The following is a 16,105-nucleotide window of genomic DNA, read 5'->3' as shown; positions in this document are numbered from 1 at the left end:
ACCCTAGTGTCCTGCGCCAGAAACTCGCTGCGATTGACGGCGCCCCAGCGGCGCCTCGCCGCGTTCTCCTCGCTCGACGAACAACCAAGTGCTACTTCGCTCGTCGGCCTTGCGATCCATCCCCTGGGACACCGCCACCCATCAACGAACTTCTGGCGCAGGACACTAGTGGCGGCGAAGCGGTCACGCCTTCTTCGTGGTGCGGGCGGCGGGCTTCCTGGCCGCGGTCTTCGCGGCGGGCTTCCTGGCCGCCGGGGCCCGCTTCGGGGCAGGCTTCTTCGCGGGTCCCTTCGCACGCTTCTCGGCGATCATCTCGAACGCGCGCTCGGGCGTGATCGCCTCCGGGTCGTCGTCGCGGCGCAGGGTGGCGTTGGTCTCCCCGTCGGTGACGTAGGGGCCGAACCGGCCCGACTTGAGCACCACGGGCTTGCCGGAGACCGGATCCGCCCCGAACTCCTTCAGGGGCGCCGCCGCCGCGGCACGTCCGCGGGTCTTGGGCTGCGCGTAGATGGCGAGGGCCTCCTCCAGCGTGATGCCGAAGATCTGATCCTCGCTGGCCAGCGAGCGGGAGTCCGTGCCGCGCTTCAGGTAGGGGCCGTAGCGGCCGTTCTGGGCGGTGATCTCCACCCCGTCGGCGTCCGCACCCACCACGCGGGGCAGGCTCATCAGCTTCAAGGCCGTGGGGAGGTCCATGGAGTCCAGCGACATGGACTGAAACAGCGAGCCCGTGCGCGGCTTGGCGGACTTGGGGGCGTCCTCCGGGAGGACCTCGGTGACGTACGGGCCGTAGCGCCCGTTCTTGGCCACGATCAGGTTTCCGGAGGCCTCGTCCACGCCCAGCTCGCGCTCCTCGTCGAGTGGCTTACTCAGCAGTTCCTCCGCCACCTCGACGGTCAGACCGTCCGGGGCCAGGTCGTCGGGGACGTTGGCCCGGCGGCCGTCCGACGACTCGACGTAGGTGCCGTAGCGGCCCACCCGCACGTCGATACCCGAGTCACGCAACGGGAACGTGGAGAGCGCACGGGCGTCGATCTCCCCCAGCTCGGTCACCAGCGTCTCCAGGCCGTGGTGCGCGCTGCCCTCAGGCCCGCGGTAGAACTCCGAGAGCACCGTGAGCCGCTTGGCCTTCCCAGAGGCGATCTCGTCGAGCTGATCCTCCAGCTGCGCGGTGAAGGCGTAGTCCACCAGCTCGGAGAAATGCTCCTCCAGAAGCCTGGTGACGGCGAACGCCAGCCACGTCGGCACCAGGGCGGAGCCCTTCTTGAAGACGTAATCGCGGGCCGTGATGGTGCGGATGATGGAGGCGTAAGTGGAGGGGCGGCCGATCTCCAGCTCCTCCAGCTTCGCCACCAGCGACGGCTCGGTGTAGCGCGCGGGCGGACGGGTCTCGTGGCCCGCCGCCTCCACCCTGGCGACCTCCAGCCCCTGGCCCTGCGTCAGGATGGGGAGGCGCGTCTGCTGATCATCAGAGGCGGACTCGTCGTCGACCCCCTGCACGTAGGCCTTGAGGAAGCCCGGGAAGGTGATGGTGCGCCCCGACGCGACCAGACCACCGGTGGTCACCTCCGAGCCCCCCACGACGGTGGGGGCGAAGGACGCGTCAATGCGGATGGTGAGCGACTCGCCCTTGGCATCGGCCATCTGGGAGGCCAGGGTGCGGCGCCAGATGAGCTGATAGAGGCGGAAAGTGTCCCCGACGAGGCCGGTCTGGTCCGGGTGGCGGAATGTGTCGCCCGCGGGACGGATAGCCTCGTGGGCCTCCTGGGCGTTCTTGACCTTCGAGGTGTAGACCCGGGGCTGCGCGGGGAGGTACCTCTCGCCGAAGAGCTCCTTGACCTGGGCGCGCGCGGCCGCGATGGCCTGCCCTGCCAGCGTCACGGAGTCCGTTCGCATGTAGGTGATAAAGCCCTTCTCGTAGAGCTCCTGGGCCACCGACATGGCGCGCTGGGCCGTGAACCCGAGCTTGCGGCCGGCCTCCTGCTGCAGCGTGGTGGTACGGAACGGCTCGTACGGCTTGCGCGTGTAGGGCTTCGCCTCGACCGCCCCCACCGTGACGGATGAGGCGCGGAGAGCGTCCGCGAGGGCCCGGGCGGACGCCTCGTCGAGGACGAGGACGTCCTGGGCCGTCAGCCGGCCCTCCGCGTCGAAGTCGCGGCCCTGTGCCACCCGCACTCCCCCGACGGTGGCGAGCCGGGCCGGAAAGTTGCGGGGGTCCGCGTCCGGTCCGGCGTCGAGGTGGGTGTCGAGATCCCAGTAGGACGCGGGAACAAAGGCGATGCGCTCACGCTCCCGATCGACGACGAGCCTCGTGGCCACAGACTGCACGCGGCCCGCCGAGAGCCTCGGCATGACCTTCTTCCACAGCACGGGAGAGACCTCGTAGCCGTAGAGCCGGTCCAGGATGCGTCGGGTTTCCTGCGCGTCGACCAGGTCGACGTCGAGCTCCCGGGGATTGGTGACCGCCTCCTCGATGGCGGACCTGGTGATCTCGTGGAACACCATCCGCTTGACCGGCACCTTCGGCTTCAGCTCGTCCATGAGGTGCCACGCGATGGCCTCGCCCTCGCGGTCACCGTCGGTAGCCAGCAGGAGTTCATCGACTCCGGCGAGCTTGGCCTTCAGGTCCTTCATGGTGGAGCGTTTGTCCGGCGAGACCACGTAGATGGCACGGAAGTCGTTGTCCACGTCCACGCCGGTGCGCGCCCACTTCTCGCCCTTGTACTTGGCGGGCACCTCGGCGGCCGACGTGGGGAGGTCGCGGACGTGGCCTCGGCTGGACTCGACGATGTAGTCGGAGCCGAGGAAACCGGCGATCTTTGTCGCCTTCGTCGGCGACTCGACGATCACGAGACGCTTGGCAGCCATAGGTGATTCAGCCCTCCGGTCGGGAAACTCTCCGAACAATAGCCTGTGCTGTCAACGTGGCCCGAGCCTCGGGTGTCGCGGCGGGGGCCCGTCAGCCGCGCGGGGCCTGCCCGCCGTCGGGACGCAGCAGCTGGTCCAGCAGCGCGACGCGCACCTCGGGCACGACGGCCGCGGCCAGTTCGGCGGCGTCCAGATCCAGCACCTGCGCCACGGCGCTGATCACCTGACCCAGCGTCAGGTCGCCGTCGAGGGATCCCAGGACGGCGGACAGAGCCGTGTCCGCCTTGATCGCCCTGCGGAGCCCCCCACGCTGCCGGAAGACGATGTGCTCGGGATGCTCCGCCCCCGGGGAACCGATGGTCTCCTGGTCGACGCCCACCAGCCGGGGAGAGGTCTCGAGGAGCTCGCCGAGCGGGAGTGTCGCGGCCGTGACCGCCTCGGCGTGCCGGGCGAACACGTCCCCGACCGGCTGGGCGACGGCGTGGGGCCAGCTCTCGCACCGGACGTGCGGCTCGGCACGCTCCGCGCGGGTCACCAGGATCCAGCCCATGCCGACGGCCCTGATGCCGAGCCTCTCGAAGTAGTCCAGCCACTCGTTGTAGGCCGCGCGCCACCGGGGCGAGCCGGACAGCCCTGCGTCGGTCAGCCACATCTCGATGTAGGAGAAGATGTCGAGGCGCTCGCGCTCGATCACCCAGGCGTCGCACCCTTCCGGCACCCACCCGGCCAGCCGTTCCTCCCAGGAGTCCCCCAGGATGGCCCAGTTGGTGAGCAGCTGGAGGCTACCTCCGGGATTGAGGTGCGCAGCAGCCCCACGGACCAACTGCTCCAGCAGTGAGTCACCCTCGAAGTTGGTCTCCCGGTAGGCCAGGGTGCTGGCCTCCTCGCTGGGTGGGCTCATCACGAACGGCGGATTGGACACGATCAGGTCGAAGCGCTCGCCGGACACCGGCTCGTAGAGCGACCCCTCACGGATGTCCACCACAACCTCGTTGAGAGCGGCGGTGAGGCGGGCCAGCTCAAGGGCCCGGGGGTTCACGTCGGTGGCCACCACGCGCGGGGCGTGCCGGGCGAGATGCAGGGACTGGACCGCGCACCCCGTCCCCAGGTCAAGGACGGAGCCGACGGTGCGGCGCATCGTGAGCTGGGCCAGCGTGGTCGACGCCGGCGAGACGCCGAGCACATAGTCCGGCCGGGTGGGCTCGGTCCGCCCGTTCATTCCGGGCGTCGGATCGGCCACGATCCACCCCGTCGCACCGTCGTCGGGAGAACCGTAGGGCCGGATGTCGACCCCCGCCCTGATGCCGTCCGCATCGCGCGCCAGATACCCGGCGTCGAGGAGCGGTGTCAGGTCCAACGCGGCGCGCACCTGCCGCTCCGGGAGCACCTGCTGGAGGATGAACAGCCTGATCAGCGTCGCCAGCGGATCCGTGGCCTCGCCCAGGGCCAGGTCGGCCGGAACCGTGCAGTTGCGGCCGAGGCCGGCCTGCCCCTCCTCGCCGATCCTGTCCAGGACGGCGTCGACGGTGAATCGGGCCGCCCGCAGGCTGGAACGGAGCGCGGTGGCGTCGAGAGGCATGCCGCCATCCTAGGGAACCGCTTACGCCATCGGCTGAAGCCGGCGACGAGGCCCGCTGGCCCGGGGCCGCAGCCCCGGCCTCATCCGGCCGATGTCCTCAACCCCCTCACGGAGGCCGATGAAGGCCACCGCCGCGTACGCGAGTGCCGCCCCGGTGACAGCCGCCCCGGTGGCGTTGATCCACCGGCCAGTGGCCACAGCCACCCCGACCGAGACGACGCACCAGAGAGTCATCACCCAGATGGAGAGGACCGCCCAGGCCGGGGCCGCCGTGCGGCCGCTCACCTTGGGGGTTCGGCCGAAGGGGATCCGTTTGCCGGTGAGACCCTGGTGGATGGACTTGAACACCCCGGCCAGGTGCACCGGGACCAGCATCAGGTTCAGCGCGAACACCCGCCCCATGTCGGTGGTCCGGTACCCGCTCAGCACGAGGTCGCGGGCGTAGAGGACGAAGTACGGTGCAGAGATCAGCGGAAGCCAGAGGCTGCGCAGCTCGTCGCCGCCCAGCGGGAGGAACAGGAGGGCCAGGAGCCCAAGGCTTCCCGTGGCGATGGAGGTGAGGTAGTGCATCCTGATCAGGAACGCGGGCACCGCCAGCCGGTCGAGGGGTCTCGCGAGCAGCCGCCGGAGCGCCTTGGGGGCGATGAGCAGCCCCCCGTTCGCCCATCGGCTGCGCTGGATGGCCAATGAGCCGAAGTCCGGTGGGGTGGCGCTCCAGGCGAGCCTCTGGGGGACGTTGTGCAGGTCCCATCCACGCTCGGCGAGGTCCAAGGTGGACTCCGTGTCCTCGATCACGGTCCGGTCCTGGATGTAGCGCGCGATGGTATGGCCGCGCTCGGTGTCCTCGGCCCGGATGTCCATCAGCGCCTCCTTGCGCAGCAGCGCGTTGGCCCCCACCCAGAACGTCGCCCCGCACCACGTGAATCCCTGGTGCACGATGTATTGGATGTCGGTGGTGGCGCCGGCGATCCGCTCCAGCAGTCCGGTTGCCCCGGGGATGGCGGTGTAGGGGGTCTGGACCACGGCCAGACGCTCGTTGCCGGGCGCGGCGAACGTGGCCGACAGGCGGAGCGCATACTCCGGGTCGAGCAGGCTGTCCGCGTCCAGCGTGAGGACGAAGGAAGCGTCCGGGACCGGCAGGCCACGACCTGCCTCGACGCGTTCCAGCCACAGGCCCTGTGCCCCCTCGACCTCCCTGACGTTGGAGCCGAGGAGGTCGATGTAGGCGTTGAGGTTGGCCGCCTTGTTGTGTTCGTGGGTGAGGTTGGCGTGGCGCTTTCGCTGGAAGGCGGACACCTCGCACGTGTAGGCCTCCAGAAGCCGGCCGAACTCGCGCAGGATCCCGGCCCTGGACCAGCCGCGGGGATCCCGGTCGGCCAGCATCCTCAGGCGCTCCTCCAGGAGCTGGGCCTGCCGCCGCCAGGTCACCTCCACGAAGTGCGCGTCGGTGTGGTCCGCGATCACCTCGAGCGCGGCCCGGTGGCGCGCCCAGCTGGCGAGCGAGTCCAGGGTGCGCAGCAGGGCCCCGGGCCCGTGCGGCTCCTCCCCCTCCGAGGCGAGGAAGCTGGTGTACCCGACCTCAACTATTCCTCTCGCCTCTGCCAGAGTGGCAGTGACCTCCTCCGGGACGCGCAGCCCGGCGGCGAGCAGCTCTCTGCTCTCGTCGTCGGCCGGCCAGGGCGGGTCATCGAGGAGCAGCGCCACCCGGAGTTTGGGGTGATGCTGGAACACGGCCGAGGTGAGGGTCTGACGGATGGTCCGCTGATCCTCCTTGAACGAGGGGACCAGCGCGACGATGGGCTCCGCGTCCTCCCAGCTCTCCTCGATGAGCGCACCGAACGACGGGGCCTCGTGTGCCTGCGTCCGAAGCAGGTAGCCGAGTCGTGAGACCTGGTAGACCACGTTGCCGGACACCAGCACGGTCAGGACCACCACCAGTGCGCCGAGCCTCAGAACCGTGAGCACCCGCCAATCGTCGGCGCGCGCGACCACGAGCAGGTCGAGGCTGAGCATGACCGCGGCCACCGCGGTGAGGACCATCATGGCCACGGTGAGGAGGACCTCGCCGCGTGCATCCGGGCGCGGCGAATCGGGTTGGGCAGCCAATGTTGACCTCCGTGGGGGGTAGGGGCCAGCGGGGGTCGATTCACCCCAACGCAGGATCCCCGCCTACCCGTACTTCCCACAGCCCTCCAAAGTCTGGCCAACGACGTCGGGGCGCCACTCTCACCCGGCCGACCAGCCACCCGTACGGTCAGCCGCGGCCACCCCGTCGGCCAGTTCCAGCCCTCCGACCGTCCAGTTGACCTGGACCCGGAGGCCCGGAAGGTCACGAGACCGAGTCGGTGGCCCCCTGCCAGAGGTTGACGCCCTCGACGCCTGCGTGCCGGTCGATGGCCGCGAGCTCCTCGGCGGTGAAGTCCATCTTCGCCAGGGCCGAGAGATTGTCGTCCAGTTGCCGTACCGACGATGCGCCGAGGACTACGGAGGTGACCGACGCGTCACCCTGGTCTCGCAGCGCCCAGGCGATGGCCATCTGCGCCAGGCTCTGCCCACGGCCCTGAGCAATGTGATTGAGCGACCGGAGATGGGCGATGTTGTCCTCGGTGAGCAGGTCTGAGCCCAGCGACTTGCCTTGCGCGGCCCGCGAGTCTGCGGGGATGCCGTCGAGGTAGCGGTCGGTCAGCATGCCCTGCGCCAGCGGCGAGAAGGCGATGACGCCCATGCCCGCATCGCGACAGGCCTTCAACAGGGAAGGCTCACCCTCCTCGACCCACCGGTTGAGCACGGAGTACGACGGCTGATGAATCACCAGCGGTGTGCCGAGGGCGCGGGCGATCTCCTGGGCCTTCGCCGTGAGAGCCGCCGAGTAGGACGAGATCCCCGCGTACAGCGCCTTGCCGGAGCGCACTGCCTGGTCCAGCGCGGCCATCGTCTCCTCCAGCGGCGTCTCCGGATCCGGGCGGTGGTGATAGAAGATGTCCACGTACTCCAGGCGCATGCGCCGCAGCGAGTCGTCCAGCGAGCTCAGCAGGTACTTCCGGGACCCCCCGAAGCCGTAGGGGCCGGGCCACATGTCCCATCCGGCCTTGGACGAGATCACGAGTTCGTGCCGGTACGGGGTGAAGTCCTCCGTCATGATCCGACCGAAGTTGGTCTCTGAAGCGCCGTAGGGAGGACCGTAGTTGTTGGCGAGATCGAAGTGCGTCACCCCGCGGTCGAAGGCCCGGCGCAGAATGTCGCGTTGTGTCTGGACCGGTTTGTCGTCGCCGAAGTTGTGCCAGAGCCCCAACGAAATGGTCGGGAGCTTGAGCCCCGAAGTCCCGAGGCGGCGATACGGCATGGACGTGTAGCGGTCATCCGCGGCGATGTAGGTCATGCCTCGCACTGTATCGCCGCGCGGGTGGGCCCGAGGGTGTCGCGGATCTCCTCCCCCGCCACGCCTCAGCCATGCGAGCTGCCCTCACGTGCCGGCCGTGGCCGACCTCACCAGCTCACCCGGCAGCCCTGGCAGTGACGGCCGCAGCACGGCCCGGATCCCCACCTCCACGACGATGGACCGGCCCTCGCCTCGCACGTGGCAGACGGCGAGGTCCGCCTGGTTGCGTGCGGCTGCCTCCTCGGCCGCAGGGCACGGAAGCCGGCCCGAGACCGCCGCGCTGACGGCCGCGAGCGCCGCCAGCTCAGCCGAATGCTCCGCCCGGCGTGCGATGAAGAACCACTGGATGAGCACCGCCGCGCCCATGAAAGTACTGACCAGCACGAGGCAGAGGCCGGCCACCAAGACCGACCCGGCAGCCCCCCGATCGTCGCGGCGGCGCATCACGGACCGGCCCCGGGTTCATAGGCCGCCCAGGAGGTGGCGGCGACCTCGACAGGCCCGATGCCGGGCACCGCCACGGCCATCGCGACAGTGGCGGACACGCCGTCCCTCCCCCGCTGTACATCGATCACCGCGCCTTCGGGAGCCCGCGTGCGCGCTTCGCGGAGGGCCGCCTCATCGGACCTCGCCGCTTGGCGGGCGAGCTGCGCGCTGGACTCGGAGACCGTGGCCTGCGCCACGCCCAGCAGCGAGAGCCCCGCGAGGCAGGTGGCCAGGACGGCCACCGTGACGAGCCCGATGGCGAGCTCGACTGTGACCATGGCGCGCTCACCCCGCCGGGATCTCCGCATGCTGGTCATGGGAGCGGGGGCTCAGCCCTTGGCCATGTGGGTGAAGACGTTGACCACCCAGTCGAAGAGCGTCTTGTAGAACTGGTTGTCGCCGAAGATGCGCAGCAGCACCAGGGCGACGGTGGCCGCGGCCAGCAGCCCGAGCGCGTACTCGACGGTGGTGAGTCCGCGCTGGGCCAGGGTTCGGGCCCGGGCCGAGCGCGTGGGAACGAGGTGAGCCATGGGAGGCGTCCTTTCGGTGCGCCGGCTGCCTGTCAGCCGGTCACCCCCTTGTTCGGAAGCAGCCTCCGGCGTTTCCCGGGCACGAACGCGAGATGTGGACGACGGCAACGGACAACACCGATGCCTGTGCACAACGGAAGCCCGCCTCAGCCGAGGATGAGGCGCAGGAGCTCAGCGGCGTCGGCCTTGTTGAGGACCTGATTGGCGTTTCCGCACTTGGGCGAGACGACGCAGGAGGGGCAGCCGGACTCACAGGTGCACCGCTCCAACCTGTCCAGGGTGGCCCGCAGCCAGTCCTCCGCGACGTCGAACCCGCGATGCGCGAAACCGGCCCCGCCTGCCATCCCGTCGTGCACGAACACCGTGGCCAGACCCGTGTCCGGGTGGAGGGCCGTGCTGACCCCTCCGATGTCCCACCGGTCGCAGGGCGCGAAGGCGGGCAGGAGCCCGATGGCCGTGTGTTCCATGGCATGCACGGCGGCGCCCGTCTGCAGCTCTGCCCAGCCGAGCCGTCTGGCCAGGGACTGCGGCACGGTCCACCACACGGCCTGAGTGGTCATTCTGTGCCGGGGAAGGTCCAGCGGTGTCGAGTCCCACACCTCGTGGGTGATCTCGTCGCGCCGAAGGTAGCCGATCACCTGGGAATCCAACCGCACGTCTCCGCGGGACACCTGGGTGGCGCCCAGGGCGCGGCGCTCCACTTCGGCGACGATCTGGATGTCGAACGACGCCTGGGCCTGGGTGTAATAGGTGGGTCTGGCCTGGACGACCAGCGCCTGATGCTCCTCCAGGTCCAGTTCCTCGACGGTGAACGCCTCACCCTGGTGCAGGTACACGGCCCCCGGATGCACCGTGCGATCGGCGGCCGCCACGTCGATGACGCCCAGGACCCTGCCGGTGTGACGTTCGATGATGTCCACTGGACGCTGTGCCGTGGCGCGCAGGTTGATGAAATCCACGGCCCTGTCGGGGCGGGTCCAGTAGAAGCGGTCCCTCCTGTGCCGCAGCACGCCCTGGTCCGCGAGGGCGCGGGCAAGCGCCGGGACGGTGGGCCCGAACCACTGCTGGTCTGCGTCCGAGAGGGGGAGCTCCTGTGCTGCCGCCGCCAGGTGGGGTCCCAGCACCCGAGGGTTCTCCGGGTGAAGCACAGCCCGCTCCACCGGGGCGTCGAACACGAGCTCCGGGTGCTCCACGAGGTAGGCGTCGAGCGGATCCTCGCGGGCCAGAAGCACGACGAGGGCATCCTGACCGCGCCTGCCCGCCCGACCCGCCTGTTGCCAGAACGACGACAGTTTCCCTGGGTAGCCCGACACCAGCACCGCGTCCATGCCCGCGACATCGACCCCGAGTTCCAGGGCGTTGGTGCTGGCGAGGCCTCGCAGCTCGCCCGATTGAAGGTCCGCCTCCAAGGTGCGGCGATCCGCTGCGAGGTAGCCGCCCCGGTAGGACGCGATCCTGGCGGGCTCCCGCGAGAGCTCCTGGGCGGCCAGCGACACCAGTTCCGCCCCCTGCCGGGAGGCGACGAACGCGATGGTCTGCGCCTCGTGGTCCGTCAGCTGGGCCAGGAGCTCCGCGGTGTCCGCTCGCAGCGACGACCCTGGACGCCACAACACTGCGGTCCTGCGGCCGCTCGGGGAGGAGTCCTGCCCGATGACCTCAACGCATCCGGCGCCGATGAGAGTCTCCGCGAACGCGCCCGCGTTGGGGGCGGTGGCTGAGGACAGCGCCACCACCGGGTCCGCGCCGTACTGGGCCGCCAACCGCCGGAGCCGCCTGATCACCTGCGCGACGTGGGCACCGAAGACGCCCTGATAGCGGTGCGCCTCGTCCACGACGATGTAGCGCAGCGACCCGAGGAACGAGGCCCACCGCTGATGGTTGGGCAGCACGGAGAAGTGCAACATGTCAGGGTTGGTCAGGACGAAGTCAGCGTGATCACGGGCGAACCGGCGCTCGGCCACGTCAGAGTCCCCGTCCAGGGTGCTGATTCGCCAGCGGGCCGGCCCCAGCGCGGTTGCCGCCCGGGCTTGATCGTGTGCCAGCGCCTTGGTGGGGGCCAGATACAGGGCCGTGTGGCGCGATCCGGTGAGCCGCGCCCGGGTGGAGTCCACCGCGACGCCGAGCCTGCCTTCCGCGGTGGCGGCGACGATGGGCAGCAGGTACCCGAGCGTCTTGCCTGACCCTGTCGGGGTGCACACGATGGCGTGCCTGCCGGCGAACAGCGCCTCGGCGAACTGGCTCTGGTGGCGCCATGGAGCCGGAATGCCGGCCTCCTCGATCCGGGAGACGGCCGACGCTGAGATCCACTCGGGCCAGGGCGCCGTGCAGCCGGGCATGGGATCTCGGTGCCGGACCGCCACCGCCTCGTCCCTGCCGAGCACCCAGTCGTACTTCACACCCCCACTGTGCCAGCGCCCCCCGACAATCCCTCATTTCCGCAAGGCCGGATCATGGCTCCTGCCCACCGGGCGGGAGTACAGTGGAAACAGCAAGGAGGCGGGGACGATGCGCCGGTCACTGGACCTGTGCGGGCCCGTCCACCACCGGGCACGGCCCGGGGCGGCCGGGCTGCTGATTGTCGCCCTTGCGCTCGTCGGCTGCGGGGTCCCGCCTGGCACCCCTGCCGATCCAACCCCCACCCCCTCCAGCCGGATCAGCACGGCCTCACCCGCGTCACGCACCCCAACCATGAAGCCGTCAGCGCCGGTTGAGTCTCCGACCGCACCCCCGGCCGAGAGCCTGCCGACGACGCCCGACCCACCGGACACCAGCGCGCCTGTGAGCACCTCGACACCGACACCGGCGGCGTCCACGATCCCCCCAGCGCCGAGGACCTCCACCCCCGCTCCGGCCACGGCGCCGCCACCGACAACGACCAGTAGCACCACCGCACCCGCCGCTGGGCTCGTCCAGCTGTGGGCAGGGATGGACATCGAGGCGTTCCCCACTGAGCGGAAGGTGGTGGCACTGACCTTCGACGGGGGCGCCTCGGCCCAGGGGGTCGCGTCCATCCTGGACACGCTCGCCGCCCGCGACGTGGCCGCCACGTTCTTCGTCACCGGCGCCTTCGCCCGCGCCTACCCGCAGCAGGTGACCGCGATGGACCGTGCCGGGTATCCTGTGGGAAACCACAGCAACACCCACCCCTACTTCACGCAGATCACCAACGAGGCCATCCGGGCGGAGTTGGCAGCCGCGGAGCGGGACATCTCCGCGCTGACCGGCACCACGACGAAGCCCCTGTTCCGGTTCCCGTTCGGCGACGTGGCGCCCCTCGACATCCGTGTGGTCAACGAGGCGGGCTACATCCCGATTCGCTGGACGGTGGACACCCTCGGCTGGAAGGGCACCAGCGAGGGGATCACCACCGCCATCATCCGCCAGCGGATCCTCGACCGGCTGCGCCCCGGGCAGATCGTGCTGATGCATGTGGGGGCCAATCCGAACGACAACTCGACCCTGGACGCGGACGCGCTGCCCGGGATCATCGACGACCTCCGGGCCAGTGGCTACAGCTTCACCACGGTGCCGGACCTGCTGGACGACGGCCGCTGACTCAACCGAAGAAGCCCTGCATCAGACTCGCGATGATGGGCACCACCCCCACCGCCATGAACGCCGGGAGGAAACAGGCCATCAGCGGCACCACCGACCTCACGCCGACCGTCCGGGCGCGTCGTGCCGCAGCATCCCTGTGCTCCTGCCGAGCGTCCTCCGCGTGGTCCCGGAGGACTCCCGCCAGGGCCGTGCCGGCGTGCTCGGCCCTGATCACGTCCACCGCCACGCGCCCCCAGACCGGGTGGGATCTCAGGCTCTCCCAGGCGGCGGGGCCAGCCCTCCCCAATGCGAGCTGGGCAGCGACCTCCCGAAGCAGCCGTTTGGTAGCCGACGGCGAGACCCCGGCCACCTCGCCGACCGCATGAGCGGTGGGGAGACCGGCGTCCATGCAGACCGCCAGAAAGTCGAGGGCGTCCGGCAGCTCACGGGCAAGCGTGGACCAGTCCGGCCTCGGGGCGGCGAACCCGAGGCCCACCATCGCCGCGAGCGCCACGCCGCCACCGATGATCAGCCCGCCCCAACCATCCACCACCAGCGCCGCCATGAGCCCTGCCGCCGCACCGACGGCCACACGCTGCCCGGCGGGGGGCGCCCCCGCCCGCCCAGTCAGACCGGGGAGCAGACCGATTCGGCGGCCGCCCTGCAGGCCCGCCAGGCGACCCTCAGGGCATGGCACCACCATCCACACGGCGATCGCGACCATGGCCGCCGCCAGCGCGACGCTGCTCATCGACGCCCCCTAGCCTGCCGCGCTCCGGTCCTGGCAAGCCTGTCCACCCAGATCACGCCGGCCGAGGTGAGCGCCACCCCGGCCAGCACCAGCCACTGACCCAGCGGCTCGGTGAGCAGGTACTCCAGCGTGTTGACGCCCGAGACCAGCCCCAAGCCGAGGGCCAGGAACGGCAGCGTGGCCATGATGTGGCCGCTGGTGCGCGCCGTGGCAAGCTCCGTCGCCACCACTGCGTCGAGTTGGCGCTGCCGCCTCAACGTCTCCGCGACCCGCCCCAACACGTCAGCGATGGGGGCTCCGGTGCGCTCGCTCAGCTGCCAGGCCGCGGCCACGGCGCGCAGCCCCGCCCGCCCGGGCCCATCGGCAGCCCGCTCCAGCTCCCGCCCCACGTCCGAGCCCAGGCGGGCGGCCGCGGCGGCCGAGGCCAGGACGGGGAAATCCCTGGCGCCCTCCGCCAGGGCCACGCGGGGGATGTTGCCCGAACGCATCATCGACGAGAGGGCCCGGGCTGCCTGGGCACACTCATCGGCCGCTCGGGACTCCTCGCGCCGGGCCCGACGACCGTACTCCAGCCACCCGATCGTGGACACCACCACGGCCACCGCGACCATCCACAGCACCGACCTGGTGCCCAGGACAAGCCAGGCGGCCCCCAGGGCCAGCGCAGCCCCGGCGCCGCCCACGGCGATCAGTGCGTTGCCGTGTGCCGGCCTGGGTGGCCGGAGCCTGCGCGCGGAGGCGGTGGGCGGCGGTCCGACCACGAGACCGGCCGCGAGCCCGGCGACGAGGGCGGCGGTCAGCACGGCCCCACCGCCTTTCGCAGCAGCTCGCCGCCCTCTCCGTAGGTCACGCCTGAGGAGGTCAGGGTGGCGGCAGGGAGCACATCGACGCGCCCGTCCGCCCCGCGCCGGAAGGCCCCGATCTGCGCCACCCGTCGCCGCCCGCCCGGGTCCCTGACGACGTGGATGACCAACTTCAATGCCGCCGCCACCTGAGCGTGGCAGGCCTCCCGCCCCATGCCGCCGAGGGCCGCCAGGGCCTCAAGCCGCGCCGGGACATCCTGGATCGAGTTCGCGTGGATGGTCCCACAGCCGCCCTCGTGCCCCGTGTTGAGAGCCGTGAGCAGGTCCGTCAGCTCGGCGCCGCGCACCTCGCCGAGCACCACCCTGTCCGGCCTCATGCGCAACGCCTGCCGGACCAACGTGGTCAATGTGATGGCGCCGGTCCCCTCAGCGTTGGCGGGCCTGGCCTCCAGGCGCACGCAGTGGGGGTGGTCTGGGACGAGCTCGCGCGCGTCCTCCACCAGGACCACGCGCTCGGTGTGTGGGATCAGCCCCACCATGGCGGCCAGCAGCGTGGTCTTGCCCGAACCTGTTCCTCCTGAGACCAGAAACGGGACGCGTCGATCCACCACAGCCCGGAGCAGCGCGGCCCCGGCATCCGGGAGCGATCCCGCCTGCACCAGATCCTGGAGCGAGAAGCTGCGGGCTGCCGGGACACGCAACGAGATGCAGGTGCCGGGAGCTGCCACGGGCGCCAGCACGGCGTGCAGCCGCACCCCGCTGGGGAGGCGTCCGTCCACGAACGGGGTGGCATCGTCCAGCCGACGGCCGGCCGCTGCCGCAAGCCGGATGGCGAGGCGGCGCACCTGCTCGTCGTCGACGAACGTGACCGGGGCGCGTTCCAGCCCTTGACCCGTATCAACGAACACGTCCCGGGGGCCGTTGACGACCACGTCCGAGACCCCCGGCCTGCCCAGGAGATCCTCCAGCGGGCCCGCCCCCACGCTGTGGCGTCTGAGGTCTGCGAGGACGTCATGGACCCCCGCGTCCGTCACAGCCACCCCCATGGCTCGGAGCGACACCACCACATCCAGCGGCGTGAAGGGCCGCCCCAGCGACGCCAACGACGCCTGAAGGCGGTCCAGTTCGATGTCAGGCATCGGGGAGGCCCTCGAGGATGGCGCCCACCTGCCGGGCGTACCGCCGGGCCGGCCCGGACACGGGCAGCAGTCCGAGTTCAGCCAGCCGAGGCAACGCTCGGTGGTGGTCCATCCGGCCCAGGCTGGGCGCGCCGAGCGCCCGCGCCACCACCTGCTCGGGGAGGGAGCGCCCGGGGCCACGGCGCACGACGATAGACGTGGGGCGAAGCGCCTTCACCTCCGTCAGCATGCGCGCTGCTGCCACCGACCTGACATCCGCCCCCACCACCAACACCGTGTGATCTGCCGGAGTTGGCGACGGGTCGCGCCCGCAGTCCACCACGACCATCCGGTGGGACCGCGCCAGGGCGCCCACCACCGCTGCGACCGTCTCTCCCGACGGGACGGACGGCGCCTCCCTCGAGTGCGCCAGCAGCACCACTCCGCCCAGCGAGGGCAGGCTGCCCGCGAGGTCACCCAACTCGCCGCGGGCATGGCCCAGGTCCGACCACCTCATCCCTTCCACCGTCTCGCCTCCAGCGGCCAGATCCAGCCCCCCGCTGCAGGAGGCCAGATCCACCACGGCCGACGGCGTGCCACGGCGCCCCGCTGTGATGGCCAGCGACACCGCCAGGGTGCTGACCCCCAGGCCCCCCGCGGCGCCCACCAGCGCCACCGTCGTACCGCGGTGGAGCGCCTCGCCCGAGTTGCGCTTCAATGCATCCACGAGGCGACCCCCGACGTCTGGCAGGGGGATCACCGGCAGTTCCAGCTGGGCGGAGCAGCGGGTCAGCTCAGCTGGAGAGGTGCCCACCAGGAACGCCCGCCCCGGCGGCGCCGACGTCCAGCGGGCCGCCACCTCGGTGGAGAGGAACCGGAGCCTGGCGGCCGGCCACAGCGCTCTGGCCTCCTGGGCGTCCCGCGCCACGCGGAGCCCGACATCCATGGCCGCGGCGGCCACTTCAACCGCCTCGATGACGGCAGGGTCCCGGGAGCACAGCAACGTCGACGCAGTGGTGTCCATAGCCCCTTGTTCGCAAACTCCGGCCCCCGCGTC

The 16,105-nt window shown here is 70.9% G+C and carries 13 protein-coding genes; 1 reads left to right on the top strand and 12 read right to left on the bottom strand.

Annotation, left to right across the window (positions count from 1 at the left end):
• Nucleotides 1-183: 183 nt before the first annotated feature.
• From topA to sftH, 8 genes are all read right to left on the bottom strand, one after another.
• Nucleotides 184-2,865, bottom strand: coding sequence for a type I DNA topoisomerase (topA, locus tag ACX1D1_RS05185; protein WP_459056199.1), 2,682 nt, complete (start codon nt 2,863-2,865; stop codon nt 184-186).
• A gap of 91 nt (nt 2,866-2,956) precedes the next feature.
• Complete coding sequence (locus tag ACX1D1_RS05180; protein WP_459056198.1) at nt 2,957-4,444, bottom strand: DUF7059 domain-containing protein; 1,488 nt, start codon at nt 4,442-4,444, stop codon at nt 2,957-2,959.
• A 21-nt stretch (nt 4,445-4,465) separates the two neighbouring features.
• Nucleotides 4,466-6,550, bottom strand: a complete 2,085-nt coding sequence (locus ACX1D1_RS05175) for a glycosyltransferase family 2 protein (RefSeq protein ID WP_459056197.1) — start codon at nt 6,548-6,550, stop codon at nt 4,466-4,468.
• Between the two features lie 223 nt (nt 6,551-6,773).
• The gene (gene mgrA / locus ACX1D1_RS05170) at nt 6,774-7,823 is read right to left on the bottom strand and encodes an L-glyceraldehyde 3-phosphate reductase (protein ID WP_459056196.1); all 1,050 of its coding nucleotides are present in this window, start codon (nt 7,821-7,823) and stop codon (nt 6,774-6,776) included.
• A gap of 84 nt (nt 7,824-7,907) precedes the next feature.
• A complete protein-coding gene (locus ACX1D1_RS05165) occupies nt 7,908-8,207 on the bottom strand; it encodes an Rv3654c family TadE-like protein (protein ID WP_459056195.1) in 300 nt (99 codons plus the stop codon).
• A 59-nt stretch (nt 8,208-8,266) separates the two neighbouring features.
• Complete coding sequence (locus ACX1D1_RS05160) at nt 8,267-8,617, bottom strand: hypothetical protein (RefSeq protein ID WP_459056194.1); 351 nt, start codon at nt 8,615-8,617, stop codon at nt 8,267-8,269.
• Between the two features lie 21 nt (nt 8,618-8,638).
• A complete protein-coding gene (locus tag ACX1D1_RS05155) occupies nt 8,639-8,839 on the bottom strand; it encodes a DUF4244 domain-containing protein (RefSeq protein ID WP_182782125.1) in 201 nt (66 codons plus the stop codon).
• A 146-nt stretch (nt 8,840-8,985) separates the two neighbouring features.
• Complete coding sequence (gene sftH, locus ACX1D1_RS05150) at nt 8,986-11,175, bottom strand: DNA 3'-5' helicase SftH (RefSeq protein WP_459056540.1); 2,190 nt, start codon at nt 11,173-11,175, stop codon at nt 8,986-8,988.
• Between the two features lie 589 nt (nt 11,176-11,764).
• Between sftH and ACX1D1_RS05145 the strand changes: the two genes are divergently transcribed.
• Nucleotides 11,765-12,394, top strand: coding sequence for a polysaccharide deacetylase family protein (locus ACX1D1_RS05145; protein ID WP_459056193.1), 630 nt, complete (start codon nt 11,765-11,767; stop codon nt 12,392-12,394).
• 1 nt (nt 12,395) lies between these two features.
• Here ACX1D1_RS05145 and ACX1D1_RS05140 read toward each other — a convergent pair whose 3' ends face one another.
• From ACX1D1_RS05140 to ssd, 4 genes are read right to left on the bottom strand one after another with little or no spacing between them, the layout of a single operon-like run.
• The gene (locus ACX1D1_RS05140) at nt 12,396-13,127 is read right to left on the bottom strand and encodes a type II secretion system F family protein (protein WP_459056192.1); all 732 of its coding nucleotides are present in this window, start codon (nt 13,125-13,127) and stop codon (nt 12,396-12,398) included.
• Nucleotides 13,124-13,930 (bottom strand): type II secretion system F family protein, encoded by an 807-nt coding sequence (locus ACX1D1_RS05135; protein ID WP_459056191.1) that lies wholly within the window; start codon nt 13,928-13,930, stop codon nt 13,124-13,126. Before ACX1D1_RS05135 ends, ACX1D1_RS05140 begins: the two co-directional genes overlap by 4 nt.
• Nucleotides 13,924-15,069 (bottom strand): TadA family conjugal transfer-associated ATPase, encoded by a 1,146-nt coding sequence (locus tag ACX1D1_RS05130; RefSeq protein WP_459056190.1) that lies wholly within the window; start codon nt 15,067-15,069, stop codon nt 13,924-13,926. Before ACX1D1_RS05130 ends, ACX1D1_RS05135 begins: the two co-directional genes overlap by 7 nt.
• Nucleotides 15,062-16,072, bottom strand: a complete 1,011-nt coding sequence (gene ssd / locus ACX1D1_RS05125) for a septum site-determining protein Ssd (RefSeq protein WP_459056189.1) — start codon at nt 16,070-16,072, stop codon at nt 15,062-15,064. Before ssd ends, ACX1D1_RS05130 begins: the two co-directional genes overlap by 8 nt.
• Between the last annotated feature and the right edge of the window lie 33 nt (nt 16,073-16,105).

The sequence above is a fragment of the Tessaracoccus luoxuelianae genome (genome assembly GCF_054483915.1).
Note: the sequence above shows the minus strand (reverse complement) of the source record. Positions and strands in the feature narration are given on the sequence as shown.